The 19,751-nt window shown below is 58.7% G+C and carries 21 protein-coding genes, 1 pseudogene and 1 riboswitch; of the genes and pseudogenes, 13 read left to right on the top strand and 9 right to left on the bottom strand.

The genetic code is table 11. The features are described from left to right. Positions 1 to 40: 40 nt before the first annotated feature. Entirely contained in the window at positions 41 to 391 is a 351-nt protein-coding gene (locus GR212_RS17100; RefSeq protein WP_163987782.1) for a hypothetical protein, read from the bottom strand. 117 nt (positions 392 to 508) lie between these two features. Here GR212_RS17100 and GR212_RS17095 point away from each other — a divergent pair, with 117 nt between their 5' ends. From GR212_RS17095 to GR212_RS17075, 5 genes are all read left to right on the top strand, one after another. Then, complete coding sequence (locus GR212_RS17095) at positions 509 to 1,768, top strand: ABC transporter substrate-binding protein (RefSeq protein ID WP_163987781.1); 1,260 nt, start codon at positions 509 to 511, stop codon at positions 1,766 to 1,768. Between the two features lie 201 nt (positions 1,769 to 1,969). Further along, positions 1,970 to 2,923 (top strand): carbohydrate ABC transporter permease, encoded by a 954-nt coding sequence (locus GR212_RS17090; protein WP_163987780.1) that lies wholly within the window; start codon positions 1,970 to 1,972, stop codon positions 2,921 to 2,923. Positions 2,924 to 2,935: 12 nt separating this feature from the next. Beyond that, positions 2,936 to 3,775, top strand: coding sequence for a carbohydrate ABC transporter permease (locus GR212_RS17085; protein WP_163987779.1), 840 nt, complete (start codon positions 2,936 to 2,938; stop codon positions 3,773 to 3,775). Further along, complete coding sequence (locus GR212_RS17080; RefSeq protein WP_163987778.1) at positions 3,772 to 4,836, top strand: Gfo/Idh/MocA family oxidoreductase; 1,065 nt, start codon at positions 3,772 to 3,774, stop codon at positions 4,834 to 4,836. The genes GR212_RS17085 and GR212_RS17080 overlap by 4 nt, the downstream gene beginning before the upstream one ends. 12 nt (positions 4,837 to 4,848) lie before the next feature. Next, positions 4,849 to 5,853: an ATP-binding cassette domain-containing protein gene (locus tag GR212_RS17075; RefSeq protein ID WP_163987777.1), complete on the top strand. Its 1,005-nt coding sequence runs from the start codon at positions 4,849 to 4,851 to the stop codon at positions 5,851 to 5,853. 53 nt (positions 5,854 to 5,906) lie between these two features. On the opposite strand, the pseudogene GR212_RS37605 reads toward GR212_RS17075, so the two are convergent. Next, positions 5,907 to 6,091: pseudogene (locus GR212_RS37605) on the bottom strand (TetR/AcrR family transcriptional regulator); the annotation flags it as partial. Positions 6,092 to 6,345: 254 nt separating this feature from the next. Between GR212_RS37605 and GR212_RS17070 the strand changes: the two are divergent. From GR212_RS17070 to phnF, 4 genes are all read left to right on the top strand, one after another. Then, entirely contained in the window at positions 6,346 to 6,807 is a 462-nt protein-coding gene (locus tag GR212_RS17070; RefSeq protein WP_204326631.1) for a MarR family winged helix-turn-helix transcriptional regulator, read from the top strand. Between the two features lie 28 nt (positions 6,808 to 6,835). Continuing rightward, positions 6,836 to 7,240 carry a DUF1398 domain-containing protein gene (locus tag GR212_RS17065; protein WP_163987776.1) on the top strand — a complete coding sequence of 135 codons (405 nt, stop codon included), beginning with the start codon at positions 6,836 to 6,838 and terminating at the stop codon, positions 7,238 to 7,240. Positions 7,241 to 7,516: 276 nt separating this feature from the next. Further along, positions 7,517 to 8,203: a class I SAM-dependent methyltransferase gene (locus GR212_RS17060; RefSeq protein WP_163987775.1), complete on the top strand. Its 687-nt coding sequence runs from the start codon at positions 7,517 to 7,519 to the stop codon at positions 8,201 to 8,203. Position 8,204: 1 nt separating this feature from the next. Beyond that, positions 8,205 to 8,933 carry a phosphonate metabolism transcriptional regulator PhnF gene (gene phnF, locus GR212_RS17055; RefSeq protein WP_163987774.1) on the top strand — a complete coding sequence of 243 codons (729 nt, stop codon included), beginning with the start codon at positions 8,205 to 8,207 and terminating at the stop codon, positions 8,931 to 8,933. Positions 8,934 to 8,978: 45 nt separating this feature from the next. Here the strand turns inward: phnF and GR212_RS17050 are convergent, their stop codons facing one another. From GR212_RS17050 to GR212_RS17020, 7 genes are all read right to left on the bottom strand, one after another. Then, positions 8,979 to 9,329 carry a VOC family protein gene (locus tag GR212_RS17050; protein WP_163987773.1) on the bottom strand — a complete coding sequence of 117 codons (351 nt, stop codon included), beginning with the start codon at positions 9,327 to 9,329 and terminating at the stop codon, positions 8,979 to 8,981. Between the two features lie 58 nt (positions 9,330 to 9,387). After that, positions 9,388 to 9,864 (bottom strand): 6,7-dimethyl-8-ribityllumazine synthase, encoded by a 477-nt coding sequence (locus tag GR212_RS17045; RefSeq protein WP_163987772.1) that lies wholly within the window; start codon positions 9,862 to 9,864, stop codon positions 9,388 to 9,390. Positions 9,865 to 9,953: 89 nt separating this feature from the next. Then, positions 9,954 to 10,098, bottom strand: a riboswitch (FMN riboswitch). A gap of 106 nt (positions 10,099 to 10,204) precedes the next feature. After that, entirely contained in the window at positions 10,205 to 11,266 is a 1,062-nt protein-coding gene (locus tag GR212_RS17040; RefSeq protein ID WP_163987771.1) for an ABC transporter ATP-binding protein, read from the bottom strand. Positions 11,267 to 11,277: 11 nt separating this feature from the next. Further along, complete coding sequence (locus GR212_RS17035; protein ID WP_163987770.1) at positions 11,278 to 12,066, bottom strand: ABC transporter permease; 789 nt, start codon at positions 12,064 to 12,066, stop codon at positions 11,278 to 11,280. Beyond that, positions 12,063 to 12,953 (bottom strand): ABC transporter permease, encoded by an 891-nt coding sequence (locus GR212_RS17030; protein WP_163987769.1) that lies wholly within the window; start codon positions 12,951 to 12,953, stop codon positions 12,063 to 12,065. Before GR212_RS17030 ends, GR212_RS17035 begins: the two co-directional genes overlap by 4 nt. Before the next feature lie 73 nt (positions 12,954 to 13,026). Then, positions 13,027 to 14,130: an extracellular solute-binding protein gene (locus tag GR212_RS17025; RefSeq protein WP_163987768.1), complete on the bottom strand. Its 1,104-nt coding sequence runs from the start codon at positions 14,128 to 14,130 to the stop codon at positions 13,027 to 13,029. A gap of 188 nt (positions 14,131 to 14,318) precedes the next feature. Continuing rightward, positions 14,319 to 15,191 (bottom strand): SIS domain-containing protein, encoded by an 873-nt coding sequence (locus GR212_RS17020; protein ID WP_163987767.1) that lies wholly within the window; start codon positions 15,189 to 15,191, stop codon positions 14,319 to 14,321. Between the two features lie 180 nt (positions 15,192 to 15,371). On the opposite strand from GR212_RS17020, the gene GR212_RS17015 reads away from it, so the two are divergent. The 4 genes from GR212_RS17015 to GR212_RS17000 all read left to right on the top strand — a co-directional run. Next, complete coding sequence (locus GR212_RS17015; RefSeq protein WP_163987766.1) at positions 15,372 to 16,139, top strand: N-formylglutamate amidohydrolase; 768 nt, start codon at positions 15,372 to 15,374, stop codon at positions 16,137 to 16,139. 125 nt (positions 16,140 to 16,264) lie between these two features. Beyond that, complete coding sequence (locus GR212_RS17010; protein WP_163987765.1) at positions 16,265 to 17,836, top strand: amino acid permease; 1,572 nt, start codon at positions 16,265 to 16,267, stop codon at positions 17,834 to 17,836. Between the two features lie 131 nt (positions 17,837 to 17,967). Then, on the top strand, positions 17,968 to 19,338 hold the full coding sequence (locus GR212_RS17005) for a glutamine synthetase family protein (RefSeq protein ID WP_163987764.1): 1,371 nt from the start codon (positions 17,968 to 17,970) through the stop codon (positions 19,336 to 19,338). Positions 19,339 to 19,491: 153 nt separating this feature from the next. Beyond that, positions 19,492 to 19,751 (top strand): aldehyde dehydrogenase family protein (locus GR212_RS17000; protein ID WP_163987763.1); only part of this gene is annotated, 260 nt, incomplete at its 3' end.

Below are 19,751 nucleotides of genomic sequence, written 5' to 3'. Positions count from 1 at the left end.
ACAATACCAAAAAAATACCATTTACCAATAGGCGCAGCACTCATTTTTGTAAGTTTATATCTATTTGAAATATAAAGATAAAATTTGTGACGGCAATATTTTTTCGTTCGAATGTTAAAATCGGCTGGACAATTGGTATTTTTTTGGCCTTAATTCTTGGCAAGGGAACAGTGCGAACAGACATTGGCAAAGCCAGCATAAGAACAATAGCTGGTAGATGAGGCAGAAAGGTGCGCATCCCGCCGTTGTCGCAGACCGTTCGGATCAGGAGGATCTCGCTTCGGCGTTTGTCATGAATTTCCCGCGTGGTTCTTGCAGCATCTCCGCCCGAGGGCGGCAGGCGGCAATTGATCGGGCCGATCAGGCTAAGCGCCTCGGAGGCCTTTTGCATGGGAGATCGGCAATATTGGCGGTCTCTATGGAGCGCTGACCGTTTTCTCGGACAGGCCAGCGGATTTTCAGATCGAAAACAGCGCCTTGCTATGGGCGCGGAAAACAGGAGAGGGAAATGAGAACCAATGTTCTGAAAGGCTTGCTTCTTGCATCGAGCCTGCTGACTTCGGTCAGCCTGGCGCATGCGGCTGATGTGACGCTGACGGTTGAGAGCTGGCGTAACGACGACCTGCAGATCTGGCAGGAGAAGATCATTCCGGCCTTCGAAGCGAAGAATCCGGGCATCAAGATCGTCTTCTCGCCGACGGCTCCGACTGAATACAACGCATCGCTGAACGCCAAGCTCGACGCCGGCTCGGCGGGTGACATCATCACCTGCCGTCCGTTCGACGCCTCGCTCGATCTCTTCAACAAGAAGCATCTTGCCGATCTCACCAGCCTGCCGGGCATCGAGAATTTCTCGGCGGTCGCCAAGGCCGCATGGTCCACCGATGACGGCAAGTCCACCTTCTGCGTGCCGATGGCTTCGGTCATCCATGGCTTCATCTACAACAAGGACGCCTTCGACAAGCTCGGTCTGAAGGTCCCGGCAACCCGCGACGAGTTCTTCGCTCTTCTCGACAAGATCAAGGCTGACGGCACCTACATTCCGATGGCCATGGGCACCAAGGATCTCTGGGAAGCCGCAACCATGGGCTACCAGAACATCGGCCCGAACTACTGGAAAGGCGAGGATGGCCGACAGGCTCTGATCGCCGGCAAGGAAAAGCTGACGGACGCTCCGTGGGTCGATCCTTATAAGGAACTTGCCAAGTGGAAGCCCTATCTCGGCGATGGTTTCGAGGCTCAGGGCTATGCTGACAGCCAGAACCTCTTCACGCTCGGCAAGGCCGCCATTTATCCGGCCGGTTCCTGGGAAATCGCTCTATTCAACACTCAGGCGCAGTTCAAGATGGGAGCCTTCCCGCCTCCGGTCGCAAAGGCTGGCGACACTGCTTACATCTCCGACCATCCGGATATCGGCGTCGGTCTGAATGCAAAGAGCGCGCATCAGGAAGAAGCCAAGAAGTTCCTCAGCTGGGTCGCTTCGGACGAATTCGCCTCCATCTACGCCAATTCGCTGCCGGGCTTCTTCAGCCTGAACTCGCATCCGGTGAAGATGAGCGATCCGCTGGCACAGGAATTCGTTTCCTGGCGCAACGATCACAAGTCGACGGTTCGTTCCACCTATCAGATCCTGTCGCGCGGCACGCCGAACCTGGAGAACGAGACCTGGACCGAATCCGCAAACGTGATCAACGGTACGGATACTCCGGAACAGGCTGGCGAGAAGCTGCAGAAGGGCCTCGACAGCTGGTATAAGCCGGCCAAGTAATAATTGGACCATGCGGGCGAGGGGCCTACCGGGCGCCTCGCCCTTTTCGTTAGCTTGGCCAATTTGATCGGCGATTTTCATCGCCTTCGTATTCGACACGCCCGATATTGTTTCCATCCGGCTCAGAGCCGGGCCTGCGGGCGGATTTGAACCTTTGAGCTGCCGCCTATTCAAGCAGCCAAGAAAAACAGGCAGAAAGCCATGAGCGAAGCCGCGACATCAGATGCCCTTGAGGTCACGCCGATCAGGCGCCCCAGGCGTTGGCACATCCTCATTTTCCTTTTTCCGGCCTTCGTCGTCTATACGGCGGTCATGATCCTGCCGTTGATCGAGACCTTGCGGCTGTCGCTTTACAACGTCGTCGACAATCAATCCGTCTTTGTCGGCCTGAACAATTTCAAGGTGCTGTTCGGCGATGAACGCTGGTCGCACGACTTCTGGAATGCGCTACGCAACAACCTGATCTTCTTCGCCATTCATATGTGCGTACAGAATCCGATCGGTGTCGCGCTGGCGGCACTCCTGTCCTTGCCGAAGCTGCGCTTCGTTTCTTTCTACCGCACGGCGATTTTCCTGCCGACGCTGCTGTCCTTCGTCGTCGTCGGCTTCATCTGGAAGCTGATCCTCTCGCCGCTTTGGGGCGTGGCGCCGGAGTTGCTGAACGTCATCGGCCTCAAGTCGTTGTTTGCGCCTTGGCTCGGCAGACCGAGTACGGCGCTGATCACCGTCGCACTCATCTCGGTCTGGCAATATGTCGGCATTCCGATGATGCTGATCTACGCAGCCCTGCTCAATATTCCCGAAGAGGTCGTCGAAGCGGCCGAATGCGACGGCATCACCGGCTGGAGCCAGTTCTGGAAGATCAAATTGCCGCTGGTGCTCCCTGCAATCGGTATCATTTCGATCCTCACTTTCGTCGGCAATTTCAACGCGTTCGACCTGGTCTATACCGTGCAAGGCGCATTGGCGGGGCCGGATGGTTCGACCGATATTCTCGGCACGTTGCTCTACCGCGTCTTCTTCGGTTTCCAGCTGCAGCTGGGCGACCGCTCGATGGGTGCGACAATCGCGACGGTGATGTTCCTGATTATCCTCGCCGGCGTTTCATTCTACCTTTTCATCGTACAGCGGCGCATTCGCCGCTACCAGTTCTGAGGAGAGGCGACCATGTCCAAGGCACGCACTTCCACCATCCGCACCGGCTTCGTGCATCTGGCGTTGATCGCCTACACGCTGATTGCCATTTTCCCGGTGTTCCTGACGGTCATCAATTCCTTCAAGGATCGCGCATCGATCTTCCGCGCGCCCCTGAGCGTCCCGACGCCTTCCTCCTTCAGCATGATCGGTTATGATACCGTTCTGAAGCAGGGCGATTTTCTGACGTATTTCCAGAACAGCTTCGTGGTGACGATCGTCTCGATCATCCTTACGTTGCTGTTCGGGGCGATGGCGGCTTTCGCCCTGTCGGAGTATCGCTTCCGTGGCAATACGGTAACGGGTCTTTATCTGGCGATCGGCATCATGATCCCGATCCGCCTCGGCACGGTCGCCATCCTGCAGGGGATGGTCGCCGCCGGCCTCGTCAATACGCTGACGGCGCTGATCCTTGTCTACACCGCGCAGGGTCTGCCCTTGGCGATTTTCATCCTGTCCGAATTCATGCGGACCGTTTCTGACGACCTGAAGAATGCCGGCCGCATCGACGGTCTCAGCGAATATGCGATCTTCTTCCGTCTCGTCCTGCCGCTGGTTCGTCCGGCCATGGCGACCGTCGCCGTCTTCACCATGATCCCGATCTGGAACGACCTGTGGTTCCCGCTGATCCTGGCGCCAAGCGAAGCGACCAAAACCGTGACGCTCGGATCGCAGATCTTCATCGGCCAGTTCGTCACCAACTGGAATGCGGTGCTGGCAGCGCTCACGCTCGCCATCCTGCCGATCCTCGTCCTTTACGTTATCTTTTCGCGTCAACTCATTCGCGGCATTACATCCGGAGCAGTCAAGTGAGCGTTTCCGAAAAGCCAATCCGCGTTCTCGTTGCCGGCCTTGGCAATATGGGCCGCAGCCATGCGCTGGCCTATCATAACAATCCGGGCTTCGAGATCGTCGGCCTCGTCAATCGCTCCAAGCCGGAACTGCCGGAGGAGCTGCGGGGATACACGATCCATCCGGATTTCGAGGCGGCGTTGAAGGAGCTGAAGCCCGAGCTCTGCTCCATCAATACCTATTCCGATAGCCATGCCGATTTTGCCGTAATGGCTTTCGAGGCGGGCTGCCACGTCTTCGTTGAGAAGCCGTTGGCGACGACTGTCGAGGACGCGGAGCGCGTCGTCGCAGCTGCCAAGAGGGCCGGCAAGAAGCTGGCGATCGGCTACATCCTGCGTCATCATCCCTCATGGATGCGGCTGATCGCCGAGGCTCGCAAGCTCGGCGGTCCCTATGTCTTCCGCATGAATCTCAATCAGCAATCGAGCGGCCCGACCTGGGAAACGCATAAGGCATTGATGCGCACGACGTCGCCGATCGTCGACTGCGGCGTGCACTATGTCGACGTCATGTGCCAGATCACCGATGCGAAGCCTGTCGAGGTGCGCGGCATGGGTCTGCGCCTGTCGCAGGAGATCAAGCCGGACATGTATAATTACGGCCATCTGCAGGTCATCTTCGAGGATGGTTCGGTCGGCTGGTATGAAGCCGGCTGGGGTCCGATGATTTCGGAGACTGCCTTCTTCGTGAAGGATGTGATGTCGCCGAACGGTTCGGTCTCGATCGTCATGGATCAGAATGCCAAGTCCGATGACATCGACATGCATACCAAGACCTCCGTCATCCGGCTGCACAGCGCCGAAACAGGGTCGGGCGGCCAGTTCATCCGGCCCGATCAGGACCTGCACATGGACGGCGAGCCGGGCCATCAGGAGCTCTGCGACTTCGAGCAGGCCTTCATGCTGAAAGCCATCCGCGAGGATATCGACCTTAATCGCCATATGGCCGACGCCGTTCAATCGCTGCGCATATGCCTCGCCGCCGATGAGAGCGTGCGCACCGGCAAGCCTGTTTATCTATAAGGACAAAAGACTGTGGGATCGCTTCAACTGAAATCCATCCGCAAGGCCTATGGCTCGCACGACGTGCTGAAGGGCATCGACCTCGAAGTGAAGGATGGCGAGTTCGTCATCTTCGTCGGTCCTTCCGGCTGCGGCAAGTCGACTCTTCTGCGCAGCATCGCCGGCCTCGAAGACGTGACGTCCGGTGCCGTGCTGATCAATGGCGAGGATGTGACGACGACGCCGCCCGCCAAGCGCGGCATCTCCATGGTCTTCCAGTCCTATGCGCTCTATCCGCACCTGACCGTGAAGGACAATATGGGATTGGGCCTGAAACAGGCCGGCACTCCGAAGGCGGAGATCGACAGCCGTGTCGACAAGGCTTCCGGCATGCTCTCGCTCGGCCCTTATCTGGCCCGCCGGCCGGCTGAGCTTTCCGGCGGCCAACGCCAGCGCGTCGCAATCGGCCGCGCCATCGTCCGCGAACCGGAGCTTTTCCTTTTCGACGAGCCGCTCTCGAACCTCGATGCTGCTCTGCGCGTGCAGACGCGCCTCGAAATCGCCCGGCTGCACCGCAGCCTGAAGGCAACGATGATCTACGTCACGCACGACCAGGTCGAAGCGATGACGCTTGCAGACAAGATCGTCGTGCTCAACGCCGGCGCGATCGAGCAGATCGGTTCGCCGATGGAGCTCTACAACCGACCGGCCAATACCTTCGTTGCCGGCTTCATCGGCTCGCCGCAGATGAATTTCATTCCGGCTGAACGGCTTGGTGAAAGTGGCGCCAAGACCATCGGCATCCGTCCCGAACATATCACGCTATCGCGTGATCAGGGTACTTGGGCCGCAAAGGTCATCCATGTCGAGCATCTTGGTGCCGATACGATCATCTATCTCGAATCCGAGGCCACCGGCCTTCTGACCGTACGTCTCTTCGGCGAGCACAAGTACGAACCGGATGATGTGGTTTATGTGACGCCGGATACGAGCCATATGCATCGCTTTGACGCGAACGACAAAGCGATCCGCGCGTAAGTCGACCTTGGCCGAGGCGGAGCAGGGCTTCGTCTCGGTTATTTCCTGCCGAATAATCCTGCCGCCATGGCCGTGCGAAACGCTTCGACCTTAGGTTGGAAGTGTCCGTTGATTTCACCGGTCGCGTTCGCCAAGGCATCGATGCCCGCGCCGCCATATTCTTCCTTTCGAAATGCCTGCCCGGTGGGCGCGATGACCTGCTCCGGGTTTCCTGCTTGGGTTCGACGCCATAGCGTATTGTGGCTCGCTATCGAGAGCGATCTCCGCGCGTCTTCATAGAACTGGTGACTGATGTCGTCGCGCAGGCCGCCGAAGGGCGATCAGGCTTGAGCATATGCGGTCGACCATAGCCTGGGTGCGGGAGGGAGCCTGGACATTGCAGGGCAGGCTGTTCGAAAATTCCCCAACATATCTGGAATAGGTGATGCTGCATGATCTAGTTGACTAGGAAATCATATTGATATAGTTTCCTAGTCAATCAAAGAGGTTGCTATGTCGCCAGTCCCACCCGTTTCCGACCTGACCGTGCATCTCGGCTTCTGGCTGCGCATGGTGTCCAACCACGTTTCCCATGCCTTCGCGGCCAAGCTCGCCGACAAGCAGGTGACGGTCGCCGAATGGAGCCTGATGCGCACGCTCTATGGCAAAGAGCCGACGCCACCCAGCCGGCTTGCGGACGATATGGGTATGAGCAGGGGGGCGATCACCAAGCTTGCCGACCGATTGATCGCGAAGTCGCTGATAAGGCGCGAGGCCAGCGCGAACGACGGTCGTGCTCAGACGCTTGCTCTGACGGATCGCGGCCGAGACCTCGTGCCGTATCTGGCAGCGCTTGCCGACCGCAACGATGCCGAATTCTTTGAATGTCTCACCACGGATGAGCGGGCAATGCTGGGGCGTCTCCTGAAGAGCCTGGCGGAGCGCGGCCATATGACAGCAATCCCGATCGAATGAATGCGATCGAACACTTTACGGAGCACCTATGAACGATCAGCAGAAAGCAATCGCCCGGTCCTGCCTCGAAGGCGCCGAGGGCAACAGCATGACCTTCCCCCAGATCGTCGGAACCCTCATGGAAGCCGGCTTTGAAAGCTATCAGATCGACTTCCGGCGGGCGACCGCGACTTACTATCTGGCCGATGGCGAGAGCATGGAGCTGCCAACGCACCGCGTCCACGCCGCAGTCGCGTCGACTTTCGATGCAGCGCGCATGCAGGCTGCCATCAGGGAGGCACAGCAACTGGTGCCTGGATATACCTACAAAGGATTCTGCGAGAAGGCCGTTTCGGCCGGGTGTGCCGGCTATATCGTGTCGTTCTCCGGCCGCCGCGCTCTTTATATCGGCCGTACTGCGGATACCCATGTCGAGCACTTTCCAAATACATAGGTAGCGACCCGCTATTGTCTCGGACGGCGGAGACGCGGCAGGCCGGAAAGCATCCACACCTGCAATCATGCGATCCTTTATCGAGGCATCGGGCCTGCAAGGCTCGACTGCTGAAGCCTTGCTATACGTCGGCCATGCCGTTCTCGTGCGGGCCGATCCGTACACTTCGATTGCCTGATGAAAGACGCGAAATAGTCCGGTCGTCCGGATGAATTCATGCGACTGTCATGAAGTTGCGCTATCACGGGGTCAGTCCACTCCAATAGCGAGCAGATCATGACAAACGCAGCATCCATTTATGCGACCTGGCATACAGAGCCGCAGGGCGATATCTCGATGGCGGAATCGCATAGCCCTTACTGGCGGCATTTCATCGAGATGGTGCCGGAGCGAGATTTCTCGTCGAAATCCGTCCTTGATTTCGGCTGTAACCGTGGCGGCTTCCTACGGTTGCTCCATGCCATGCGGCCGTTTCGCCGGGGTGTCGGCATCGATATTGCCTCGGAATCTGTAGCTGCCGCGGTCGCTGCCATCGGCAACATGCCGCTGCAGTTCCATGTCACGACCGACCTGTCGCCCTTTACCGATAGCTTCGATGTGGCCTTCAGTTACGAGGTCGTCTATCTGCTGCCGGAGCTGAAGCAGCATGCCGAGCAGATGTTCCAGGTCATGCGCGATGGTGGCGTCTACTATGCGGTGACCGGTTGCCACAATGAAATGCCGCTCTGGCCGACGTGGCGGGACCTCATCGGCAACAATAGCAATGCCCCCGTGCAGGATCGATCACCGCAGGATTATATCGATGCCTTCGCCGCAGCGGGCTTCGATGTCTCCGTCAAGCGTTTCGGCTACGATGGCTTCGTGCGCGCAACCAAGGACCGCAAATACTATCCGAGCATTCTCGATGCGTTGAGTTATCCGGCCGAATACAAGCTGTTGTTTCGCCTCGAAAAGCGCGTTTGAAATGGAAACGATCGATCGAAAGGGCGGGAGTGCTCTCTGGCATCAGATCGGAGAGATCCTGGCGGCTGATATCGCCGCCGGGATCTTCGCTCCCGGCGAGAAATTGCCGACCGAGCCCGAGTTGATGCAGCGCTTCGGCGTCAGCCGTTTCACCGTACGCCAGGCGCTGGGGCATCTCGAGCAACGCGGGCTGGTGCGCGCCGAACAGGGGCGGGGAACATTCGTCCATAGGGGCGTGCTCGACTATACACTCTCCAAGCGCACCCGTTTCAACAAGAACCTGATCGAGCAGGGCTTCGAGCCGGGCGGCGAGTTGCTCGTTCACGAGATCGTGCCGGCGACCGAACGCATCGCGACGTATCTCAAGCTCGCGATGGGCGTGCCGGTCATCCACCGCCGCGGCGTCATGACGGCGGACGGCATTCCGGTCGAATTGGGCGATTCCTATTATCCTGCCGAGCGTTTTCCCGATTTCGACAAGGCGCGACTGCACCATCCGACGATCTCGGCGGCGCTCGCCAGCTATGGCGTGACCGATTATGAACGGCTGTCGACGGAAATCGAAGCGCGCATGCCGACGGCCGAGGAGGCACGGATCCTACGTCAGCCGAAATCCACACCTCTCCTCATTACCCGCAAGGTGGACGCGGATGCGGGCGGAGTGCCGATAACCTATTCGGAATCGATGTGGTCGGCGGAACGGATCACCTTCAATGTGGATCTGCGCTAGCCGGATCAAGGTGATCGCAGAGACAAATGGCCGCCCGTATTCGCCTCAGCGGTGCGAGAGGATATTGACCACCTTGCCGAAGGGGTCGCGAACGTAAAAGCGGCGCACGCCCCAAGGCTCGTCCGTAAGGTCGTACAATATGCCGAACCCCATGGAGGTGGCGCGCTGGTAAAGCGTGTCGACATCATCGACCTCGATGGAGAGGTCCGGGACGATCGTTCCCGAGCCGCCTTCGCTGGCGACGCTGATCTGCGGTACCGTTGCCGCTTCGGAGGCGAAGGTGACAATCCAGCCATGATCCATGACGATATCGAGGCCGAGCAGATCATGGTAGAACAGCCGGGCCGTTGCGGGATCGGCGGTGGACAGGTTTGGAATGATCCGTAGGACCGTCACTGACATTTCTCCCTTGTAGGATGGAGGCGGGCTCTCGCCGCGCCTCCACGATGCTGGCTCAGACCGTGACTGCGGGCAGCAGCTTGGCGCGCTCCGCGAGAATATGGCGGCAGGCGCTGGCCACTTCGCGGCCCTTGATGATGAAATGTTCCTTGAAGAACTGGATGTGGGCTTCCGACTCCTGGAAATGATGGGGTGTGAGGACGGCCGAAAGGATCGGCACGCCGGTGTCGAGCTGCACGCGCATCATCGCATCGAGAACGGTATTGGCAACGAATTCATGGCGATAGATACCGCCGTCGACAACGAAAGCGGTGGCGACGATCGCCGAATAGCGGCCATTGCGGGCAAGAGTCTGCGCATGCAGCGGGATTTCCAGTGCGCCGGGCACGTCGAAGATGTCGATCGGCGACGCGCCTTCCGTCGTCTGCCACTCGGCGACGAAGGAATCGACGGAATGATCGACGATGTCGGCGTGCCAGCGAGCGCGGATGAGCGCAATACGGCTCGGCTGGGTAGAGATTGAAATGGTCATGAATTTTGCCTTTCAAGGGTTGGTATCAAATATCCCTTGGGCGAACACGCATGCACGCGACACTCCTCTCGCCGAGAAGGTTGCGACCTGCTTGCTCTCTTCCATCCGGACTATACCGTCGGCTCCGGCCTCTCACCGGATCTGCTGACCCTTCCGAATCCCGGAAGGCGCTCGCGGGCTCGGGGAAAACCCCATACCGCCGGTGGGGAATTGCACCCCGCCCTGAGAACGAGTGGACTATAAATGCATTTGCGCAACGAAATCAAAGAAAAACGCCGGGCATTTGGCCCGGCGTTCGCGAATATTTTTCCAAAGCTGTCCCGCAATGCGCGGCGTGCTTTCAATCCTGGATGACCAGAAGGTCGGAGGAGGCGAAACGCAGCGTCACCTTCTCGCCGACGCTGGGCGGCATCATTCCGGGGCTGTTGAACATATCGAAGGAAATGGTGTTGCCGGCGACGTTCATGCGGGTGCGGATGACCGAGCCCAGGAAATGCGCCGAGGAGACTTCGCCTGTCAAAGCGGTATCGCCCTTGGCCGATTCCGCCAGCGAGCCGGCTTCCGGACGCAGGGCGAGCGATACCGTGTCGCCCGGCTTATAGGCCGTGACCGACTGTTTCAGGGTCACGCCCTGATCGCCGATCATGATGCGGTTGCTGTCGGGATCGACGACCTTGCCTTCGATCAGGTTCAGCGTGCCGACGAAGGAGGCGACGAAGCGGGTTGCCGGGGTGTTGTAGATCTCGAAGGGCGTGCCAATCTGGTCGGCGCGGCCGGCATTCATGACGACGATGCGGTCGGAGATCGACAGCGCTTCTTCCTGATCGTGCGTCACGAAAACCGTGGTGATGCCGAGCTGCTGCTGAATGGCGCGAATTTCCTCGCGCAGCGAGATGCGGATCTTTGCGTCGAGCGCCGATAGCGGCTCGTCGAGCAGGAGGACCTGCGGCTTGACGGCGATGGCACGAGCCAGCGCCACGCGCTGCTGCTGACCGCCCGACATCTGGTAGGGGTAGCGGCCGGCAAGATGGTCGAGCTTGATGAGAGCAAGCATCTCCTTGACGCGCTTGTCGATGTCCGGCTTCGCCATGCCGGCGACCTTGAGGCCGAAGGCGACATTGTCGTGTACCGTCATGTTCGGGAACAGGGCGTAAGCCTGGAACACCATGCCAATGTTGCGCTGGTTCGGCTTCAGGGGGCGCTGATCCTTGCCGTTGATTGTCAGGTTGCCCGCCGTCGGCGTTTCAAAGCCGGCGATCATGCGCAGCACGGTCGTCTTGCCGCAACCCGACGGGCCGAGGAAGGAGACGAATTCCCCCTTCTCGATTTGCATATTGAAATCGTGAACGACGTGAATGTCGCCGAAGGACTTCTTGATGTGGGTGAGTTCGAGAAAAGCCATGGTGAGAAGCCTTACGCCTTAATCGGAGCGGATTTTGAGAAACGGGAAACGAGCTGCAACAGGCCCATGCTGAGCCAGGTAACCGCAAGGGCGATGATCGCCAGGGCGGAAGGCTCATAGGCTCTGTTGGCGCCCATCAGCTGCATATAGGGGCCGAAAGCGGGACGGTTGAGCAGCGACGCCATGGTGAATTCCCCCATGACGATAGCGAGTGTGATGAACGCTCCGGAAAGCACACCGCTCATTACGTTTGGAAAGATGCATTTGAACATGATCGTTGTCCATTTAGCACCAAGGCTTTCGGCTGCTTCCGTCAGCGTGCCAACATCGATGGTACGCATCGCCGTATCTACCGAACGATACATATAGGGCAAAGATAATACAATGTAGGAGCAGACGAGGAGAATGTTCGTCGTCGCGTTGTAGCCCGTCAGCGGCAGGACCGATGAGGAATTATAGAGGCGCAGATAACCGAAGACGATAACGATCGCGGGGATGACCAGCGGCATCAGCGTGATGAATTCGACCAAGGGCCGGATTTGCGGCAGCCGCAGCCGCACCCAGTAGGCTGTTGGCACGACGAGGAGCATGCCGAAGATGATGGTCAAAAGGGCCATCAGCATCGAAAAGCTGAAGGCGGTTATGAAGCCAAAGTCCGAAAAGACCGAGGCGTAAGCGTCGAAGCTATAGGCGTTGCGCCGCATGCGCAGCGAAAATTCCAATGTACCGATGAGCGGCACCAGGAAATAAATGAGGCCGATGGTAACTGCGATCCAGGCAAAGAACTTTTGCAACTTCATTTCTGCCACCGTTCAGCGCGCATGCGCATCAAGATATAGATGACGTTCGAGATACCGGTGATGACGATCATGCCGAGCGCCAGCGCATAGCCGAGATTGGCATTGTGCAGCACATCGCCGCGGATCTGGGCATAGAGTACGATCGGAACGATATTCAGCGAGCTGCCGGTGAGCGCAATTGCGGTCGCGATGGCGCCGAACGAATTGGCGAATAGCAGGAGCGTGGTGCCGAGCAGGCTCGGCCAGAGGATCGGCAGGGCGACCATGAGCCAATATTGCCGGTTGGTCGCTCCGAGGATGGAGGCGGCTTCGCGCCATTCCTTTTTCATGCCGTCGAGTGCGGGCGTAATGATCAGCACCATCAACGGGATCTGGAAGTACATGTAGGTGATGGTCAGGCCGAAGAAGCTCAGCAGGTTGAAGCCGGTCGAATAGAGGTTCAGACCGAAATGAGCGAGCAATATGGTGACCAGACCCTGCCGGCCCAGCGTTGCGATGAATGAAAAGGCCAGCGGCACGCCGGCGAAATTGGATGCCACGCCCGAGAAGGTCAGGAAGCCATGGCGGATCCAGGAGGGCAGGCCTCCGAGCACCAGTGCCCAGGCAAGATAGAAACCTATGATCGCACCGCCGAGCGCCGAGGCGACGGAGATTTTGATACTGATCAGGTAGGCGCTCATGATCGTCGGCGTGAACAGATCGCCGATATTCTTCAGCGTCAGGCTTCCGTCAGGCGTCAGAAAGGCGCCTGCGATCAGATAGATCGTCGGGAGAATCAGAAACAGCAGCGCGAAAATGAGGAAGGGCGCTATGCCCAGCCAGTCGACAACCGCGCGTTTGCTGATCATCGGAGCGGAACTGACCGTTGATGTTGTGGCGATGCTCATGATTAGCCCAATCCCCGGTGCCGGAAAAACGGAAAACCTCCCCGCCGAAGCGGGGAGGTCGTGTCAGGTCTGATTACTGTACGTTCGAACCGACGACGGAATCCCACTTGGTGGTGATTGCCTTGTTGCCGGCATCCTGCTCGTCGAGCGTCGGGAATACAGCCTTTTCATAGGCGGCAGCCGGCGGCAGCTTGTCGAGAAGATCCTGCGGAACCTTCTTGTTCTTCGCCAGGTCGTTGAAGCGGATCGGGTGGCAATAGCCCTTCAGCCAGCCGATCTGGCCTTCGTCGGAATAGAGGAACTCCATCCAGAGCTTGGCGGCATTCGGATGCGGTGCGAAAGCCGAGATCGCCTGAACGTAGACGCCTGCGATAACGCCCGAAGCCGGAACGGTGACGTCGACCGGCGGGTTGCCGTTCAGGCTGTCACGCCAGGACAGGCCGTTGTAGTCCCATGCGACGACGATCGGGGTTGCGCCCTGAGCGAGCGAAGCGGACTTGCCGATGACCGGAACGAAGTTGCCGGCCTTGTTCAGCTTGGCGAAGTAGTCCAGACCGGCGGCGCCGACCTTGGTCGCATCCTTTTCGCCAGCGGCGAGGCCGGCGGCGTAAACGGCCTGAACGGCCTGGTTCGACGTGCGCGGATCGCCGGCGAGCGAAACGGTGTTTGCGTATTCCGGCTTCTGCAGGTCGGCCCAGTCCTTCGGCGGGTTCTTCACGACGTCCTTGTTGGTGACGAAGGAGAGAACGCCGTAGTAGTCGCCGTACCAGTAGCCTTCGGAATCCTTGGCGCTATCCGGAATGGAGTCCCAGGTGGAAACCTTGTAAGGCTGCAGCAGGCCTTCCTTCTTGGCGGTCGGGCCGAAGGAGAGGCCGACGTCGATTACGTCCGGAGCCTGCGGGCCGGTGTTGCCCTTGTTGGCGCGGATTGCTTCGACTTCATCGCCCGAACCGGCATCCGGGTTCAGTTCGTTGACGTCGATGCCGTACTTGGCCTTGAACGCAGCGATGAGATCGCCGTAGCCGCACCAGTTGTGGGGCAGCGCGATCGTGGTCAGCGTGCCTTCTTTCTTGGCGGCGGCGATCAGGTCGGCACTCGGCTCTGCGGCCGCGATAGCGGTCGAAGCGACGAGCATCGCGGTAGAGATGGTCAGAACACGATGAATATTCGAGATCACTGCATTTCCTCCTTCTGGGTTTTCAGTGCCTGGCGTTGCTGTTAATGACGTAACATGAAGGTTGTGTGACGGCTTCAAGGCGTTGCGTTTGCTGACAACGCAGATGATTTTGCTTCTAGTCGACAAGTATGACAGTCGCTGCATTTCATGCGGCTTCATGTCATGTTATTTTATGCTTTCGTTCCCCTTTAACTCAGCTTGCGAAATAGCTTGGTTTGTTCGAAAAGGCCTTCCAGCGTTTTCATGCGCTCGCTCGTCTCGTCCCACGTCGAGCTTTGCACGGCTTCGATCAGGGCTTCGACGATGAAGAGAGTGACGACCGAGGAATCCCAGGCGGAGGGGGCTTCGATCTGCACGCGGAAGGTGTGCTTCGCGTGCTTGGCGGCGGGTGTCGCCCATTGGTCGGTGAAGACGATGATTTCGGCGCCGCGCCTGCGTGCGGCAGCGGCGAGATTGACCATTTCCTGCTCGTAGCGCCTGATGTCGAATATGACGAGCAGGTCGCCCGGATTCATGTTCAGGACATATTGCGGCCAGGTGCTGGAATTGGAGGAAAGCAGCGTCGTATTCGGTCGTATGACCTGCATATGGGTGAAGAAATACTCGGCCAATGCGCCCGTGATGCGGCCGCCCACAAAATAAAGTCCGCGTTTTCTTTCTGACAACAGGGTGGCGACGTTGTCGAAAGTCGCCACGTCGATATCCGACAAGGTCTGGCGCAGATTGCTCATGATGGCATCGGCAAAACGATTGAGGATATGCGTTCCCGGCGCGTTCGATGCCCAGCGATCGTGCTTCGTCAGCGGGTTGGAGATGGTCGCTTCGACTTCCTGATGAAGATGCGACTGGAAGTCCGGATAGCCCTTGTAGCCGAGTTTCTGCACCATGCGCGCGACCGTCGGGGTCGATACGCGTGCATTTTCGGCGACTGTCGTGATACTGCCCAGCCCGGAAACGGGATAGTTGTCGAGCAGACTCTTGGCGAGCTGCTTTTCGGCGCGCGTCAGCGTGTCAAAGCGCGCGTTAATCACGTCAGAAACTGTCTTCGACGCATGGTTCACTCGATTTTTGCTCCCCGGTACGGTCTTATGCCGTTTTCCTCTCAGGATATAACAACGCTGTCACATTTCGAGTCAATGTCACAAATGAAGAAATAATTTCAGTTTTCAGTTGACAGCGACGAGAAGCTGAAGAATTCTTTTCTTATAAACATTTTATTAATCGGCAATGGGGCGTCTCCGATGCTTGCTCAGCAAGGCATTTTGACGAAGGCGGACGGCGATTGTGTTGCGGTCGAAAGGCCGGACGGAGACAGTGCGGTTTTGCTCGTCTGCGAGCACGCCTCCCGTGCCCTGCCGGAGCAATTCGGTGATCTCGGGCTTTCCGCCGAGGCGCTTGCCAGCCATATCGCCTGGGATCCGGGTGCACTCGCGGTTGCAAGGAAAATTTCCGCGAGCCTGAATGCGACCCTGGTTTTTCAGCGCTTCTCGCGCCTGATCTACGACTGCAACCGGCCGCCGGAAAGTACCGGCGCCATGCCGGAGACGAGCGAGATCTACACGATCCCCGGCAACCAGCATCTGGGCGAAGCCGACAGGCAGGCGCGCACGGAAGGACTGTATATACCGTTCCACGAGCGCATCCGGACGCTGCTGCAGGAACGCGCGGCGCGCGGACAAAAAACCGTGATCGTGACAATCCACAGCTTCACGCCGATCTACAATGGCAAACCGCGGGCCGTGGAGCTCGGTATTCTGCATGACGAGGACCGTTGGCTGGCCGATCGCATGCTGGATGCAGCGGCTGAGGCGCCGCTTTATCAGACCAGGCGCAACCAGCCTTACGGGCCTGAGGACGGCGTTACCCATACGCTGAAGCTGCACGGGCTCGCCAATGGCCTGCACAATGTAATGATCGAGGTCCGCAACGACCTCATCCAGGATGACGTCGGCCAAGGGGTCGTGGCCGATTATCTGACAGGGCTTCTCCAGAGCAGTCTGGAAGCCTGAGCATAAAAAGAAAAAGACCCCGGGGAGCAGTTCAACTGCGATCAAGGCGGCGTGCCGAAAGGCGGTCCGCTCAGTGCACATGGTTCTTCGCAATCCCGCGGACGACCGGGCTTTAGGGGAGTGACATGCCTGAATACACAGACTTAGACAAGAAGCAGGATGTTCATATCCTGCACTCCATGGGCTACGCCCAGGAGCTGGAACGGCGCATGAGCTCGTTCTCGAATTTCGCGATTTCCTTCTCCATCATCTGCATTCTATCGGGCGGCATCAACTCGCTCGCACAGGCGACATCGGGTGCGGGCGGTGCCGCGATCGGCATCGGCTGGCCGCTCGGCTGCCTGATTTCCGGCGTTTTCGCTCTCTCCATGGCGCAGATTTCCTCGGCCTATCCCACGGCCGGCGGCCTGTATCACTGGGGCTCCATCCTCGGCAACCGCTTCACCGGCTGGTTGACGGCGTGGCTCAATCTGCTTGGCCTGATCACCGTGCTCGGCGCGATCAACGTCGGCACCTGGGGCTTCTTCAGCGGCGCTATCGCCGGATGGTTCGGCATTGCCGTCGATACGACGACTTCGGCGGGCTTTGCCAATCAGATCATCTTCGTCGCCATCATCACCGGCCTGCAGGCATTGATCAATCACTTCGGGATCAAGCTGACGGCAAAGCTGACGGACATGTCGGGCTACCTGATCTTCGGCGCCGCGATCGCGTTGACCATCGTTTGCCTCATCGGCGTCAAGAGCTGGGACATCAGCCGCATCTGGACCTTCACCAACTATTCCGGCACGCCGGAAGGCGATTCATCGGTCTGGCCGAAGATGGAGAATATCTGGTACGTCTTCGCCCTTGGCCTGTTGCTGCCGATTTACACGATTACCGGTTATGACGCCTCGGCGCATACCTCCGAAGAGACCGTCAAGGCATCCAGCTCGGTGCCGCGCGGCATGGTCTCCTCGGTCTGGTGGTCCTCGTTCTTCGGCTATATCATGCTGCTCGCCTTCCTCCTGGCGATCCCGGACATGAACGAAGCCTCGAAGCAGGGCTGGAACGTCTTCTTCTGGACGATCAACAGCATCACCAACCCTGTCGTCGCCAATATACTTTACGTGGCGATTTTCATCTCGCAACTCCTGTGCGGTCTTGCGACCGTAACATCGGCATCGCGCATGATCTATGCCTTCTCCCGCGACGGCGGCCTGCCGTTTTCGAAGGCGCTCGCCAGCGTCAGCCCGAAGTTCAGGACGCCTTCCGTCGCCATCTGGACGGCTGCGGTTCTGGCCGTGCTGTTCGTCTGGGGCGCTTCGCTCGTCACGATCGCCGGCTCTTCGGCCTATACCATCGTCGTGTCTTGCACCGTCATCTTCCTTTTCCTCTCCTTCACCGTGCCGATCGTGCTCGGCATCAAGGCGATCGGAACTGCGAAATGGCCGAAGATGGGACCATGGAACATGGGTATCGGCCTTTATAAGGTGGTCTCGGTTGTCGTGATCCTTGCGATGGCGATCATCTTCATCATCGGCGTGCAGCCACCGAACGAATGGGCGCTTTACATCACCATCGGCTTCCTGGTGCTGACTGCGATCGTTTGGTTCGCCTTTGAGAAGCGCCGCTTCCAGGGGCCGCCTATAGGCGACATGATCACGAAGCGTCAGGCCGATATCGCTGCCGCCGAACGGGCTGTGGGCGAGGTGTGATCCTCATCAATCATTCACTCCGGCGGGGGCCGCAGGCGCGGCCCCATCCAACTTGACGTGCGGCATGGGGCAAATAGGCTCCCCACAATGTCGCCGGCCGATCACTCTTCTATATTTCAGGCGGACCAATTATGAGCAGCAGCTATACGTTCGACGACCTCAAACGAGATGTGGCCGAAGGGCGCATCGACACGGTTCTGGCATGTCAGGTTGACATGCAGGGCCGGTTGATGGGCAAACGCTTCCAGGCGGAATTCTTCATTGAAAGCGCGTGGAAGGAAACGCATAGCTGCAACTATCTGCAGGCAACCGACATCGAGATGGAGACGGTCTCCGGCTACAAGTCCACGAGCTGGGAGAAGGGGTACGGCGACTATACGATGAAGCCGGATCTTGCCACGCTTCGCCGTATCCCCTGGCTCGAGGGCACCGCGCTGGTGCTCTGCGACGTGCTCGACCATCACACGCATGAGGAAGTGGCGCATTCGCCGCGTGCGATCCTCAAGAAGCAGGTCAAGCGCCTCGAGGCGCTGGGCATGAAGGCCTACATGGCCTCGGAACTCGAGTTCTTCCTGTTCGACCAGAGCTACGACAGCGCCCGGGAATCCGGCTATCGCAACCTCAATCTGGTCAGTGGCTACAACGAGGACTACCACATCTTCCAGACCACCAAGGAAGAGGATGTGATGCGGGCGATCCGCAAGGGCCTGCAGGGCGCAGATATTCCGGTCGAAAACTCCAAGGGGGAGGCTTCGGCCGGCCAGGAGGAAATCAACGTCCGCTATGCCGACGCCCTGACCATGGCCGACCGGCATGCGATCATCAAGAACGGCTGCAAGGAGATTGCCTGGTCGAAGGGCAAGGCCATCACCTTCCTGGCGAAGTGGAACTACAACGCCGCCGGCAGCTCGTCGCATATCCATCAGTCGCTATGGAGCGCCGACGGCAAGACGCCGCTGTTCTTCGACAAGGGCGAAGAGCATGGCATGACGCCGCTGATGAAGCATTATGTCGCCGGTCTTTTGAACCATGCCAGCGAAATCACCTATTTCCTCGCACCCTATATCAACTCCTACAAGCGTTTCGTCGCCGGCACGTTTGCCCCTACCAAGGCGATCTGGAGCACCGACAATCGCACGGCCGGTTATCGCCTGTGCGGCGCCGAGACCAAGAGTATCCGCATCGAATGCCGCGTCGGCGGCTCCGATCTCAATCCTTATCTAGCTTTCGCTGCCCTGATCGCCGCCGGCCTCGACGGCATCGAGAACAAGCTCGAACTGGAAGCGCCCTTCGTCGGCGATGCCTATGGTGCGCGCGAGGTTCGCGAAATTCCCCGCACGCTGCGCGGTGCGACCGAGGCCCTGAGCAATTCGAAGATGCTGCGTGCCGCCTTCGGCGACGATGTCATCGATCACTACACCCGCGCTGCCGAATGGGAGCAGGAGGAGTACGATCGTCGCATCACGGATTGGGAAGTGGCGCGCGGATTCGAAAGAGCGTAAGGCTTTTGCGATCTGCCTCGTGCCCGATTTCATTCCATGGTCGGGCAGGGGCGCCAGGATGTTTTTCTGCTCGCCGGATTCTCCTTGGAATGCGGCGGCAGGTTGCGAAATATCCGGTAATCAATTGATGACGAAGAAAACAGGAATTCGATCATGACTATGATCACATGCGTCTCTCCGGTGAACGGAGAGGTTTATGCTGAACGTCCGGCCTTGTCGCTGGATGCCGCCAGGGAAGTCGTTGCACGCGCCCGCAAGGCACAGAAGGATTGGGCCCGCCGCCCGATGGAAGATCGTGTCCAACTCGTGCTGAAGGGCGTCGCCCGGCTTAATGAGATGGCCGATGTCGTCGTGCCGGAACTTGCCTGGCAAATGGGCCGGCCGATCAAGTATGGCGGCGAATATCGGGGCTT

The sequence above is a fragment of the Martinezella lusitana genome (assembly GCF_010668395.1).
In the GTDB taxonomy this organism is placed as follows: domain Bacteria; phylum Pseudomonadota; class Alphaproteobacteria; order Rhizobiales; family Rhizobiaceae; genus Rhizobium; species Rhizobium lusitanum_A.
The sequence above is the reverse complement of the archived record's forward strand: the minus strand, read 5'-3'. Positions and strand labels throughout refer to the sequence as shown.

Excerpts from the sequence above, each read along its gene's own strand:
- phnF (WP_163987774.1), top strand. The coding sequence starts at position 8,205 with ATGGAAACGATCGATCGAAAGGGCGGGAGTGCTCTCTGGCATCAGATC.
- GR212_RS17065 (WP_163987776.1), top strand. The coding sequence starts at position 6,836 with ATGAACGATCAGCAGAAAGCAATCGCCCGGTCCTGCCTCGAAGGCGCC.
- GR212_RS17035 (WP_163987770.1), bottom strand. The coding sequence starts at position 12,066 with ATGAAGTTGCAAAAGTTCTTTGCCTGGATCGCAGTTACCATCGGCCTC.
- GR212_RS17045 (WP_163987772.1), bottom strand. The coding sequence starts at position 9,864 with ATGACCATTTCAATCTCTACCCAGCCGAGCCGTATTGCGCTCATCCGC.
- GR212_RS17060 (WP_163987775.1), top strand. The coding sequence starts at position 7,517 with ATGACAAACGCAGCATCCATTTATGCGACCTGGCATACAGAGCCGCAG.
- GR212_RS17010 (WP_163987765.1), top strand. The coding sequence starts at position 16,265 with ATGCCTGAATACACAGACTTAGACAAGAAGCAGGATGTTCATATCCTG.
- GR212_RS17095 (WP_163987781.1), top strand. The coding sequence starts at position 509 with ATGAGAACCAATGTTCTGAAAGGCTTGCTTCTTGCATCGAGCCTGCTG.
- GR212_RS17030 (WP_163987769.1), bottom strand. The coding sequence starts at position 12,953 with ATGAGCATCGCCACAACATCAACGGTCAGTTCCGCTCCGATGATCAGC.
- GR212_RS17085 (WP_163987779.1), top strand. The coding sequence starts at position 2,936 with ATGTCCAAGGCACGCACTTCCACCATCCGCACCGGCTTCGTGCATCTG.
- GR212_RS17070 (WP_204326631.1), top strand. The coding sequence starts at position 6,346 with ATGTCGCCAGTCCCACCCGTTTCCGACCTGACCGTGCATCTCGGCTTC.
- GR212_RS17100 (WP_163987782.1), bottom strand. The coding sequence starts at position 391 with ATGCAAAAGGCCTCCGAGGCGCTTAGCCTGATCGGCCCGATCAATTGC.
- GR212_RS17040 (WP_163987771.1), bottom strand. The coding sequence starts at position 11,266 with ATGGCTTTTCTCGAACTCACCCACATCAAGAAGTCCTTCGGCGACATT.
- GR212_RS17015 (WP_163987766.1), top strand. The coding sequence starts at position 15,372 with ATGCTTGCTCAGCAAGGCATTTTGACGAAGGCGGACGGCGATTGTGTT.
- GR212_RS17005 (WP_163987764.1), top strand. The coding sequence starts at position 17,968 with ATGAGCAGCAGCTATACGTTCGACGACCTCAAACGAGATGTGGCCGAA.
- GR212_RS17090 (WP_163987780.1), top strand. The coding sequence starts at position 1,970 with ATGAGCGAAGCCGCGACATCAGATGCCCTTGAGGTCACGCCGATCAGG.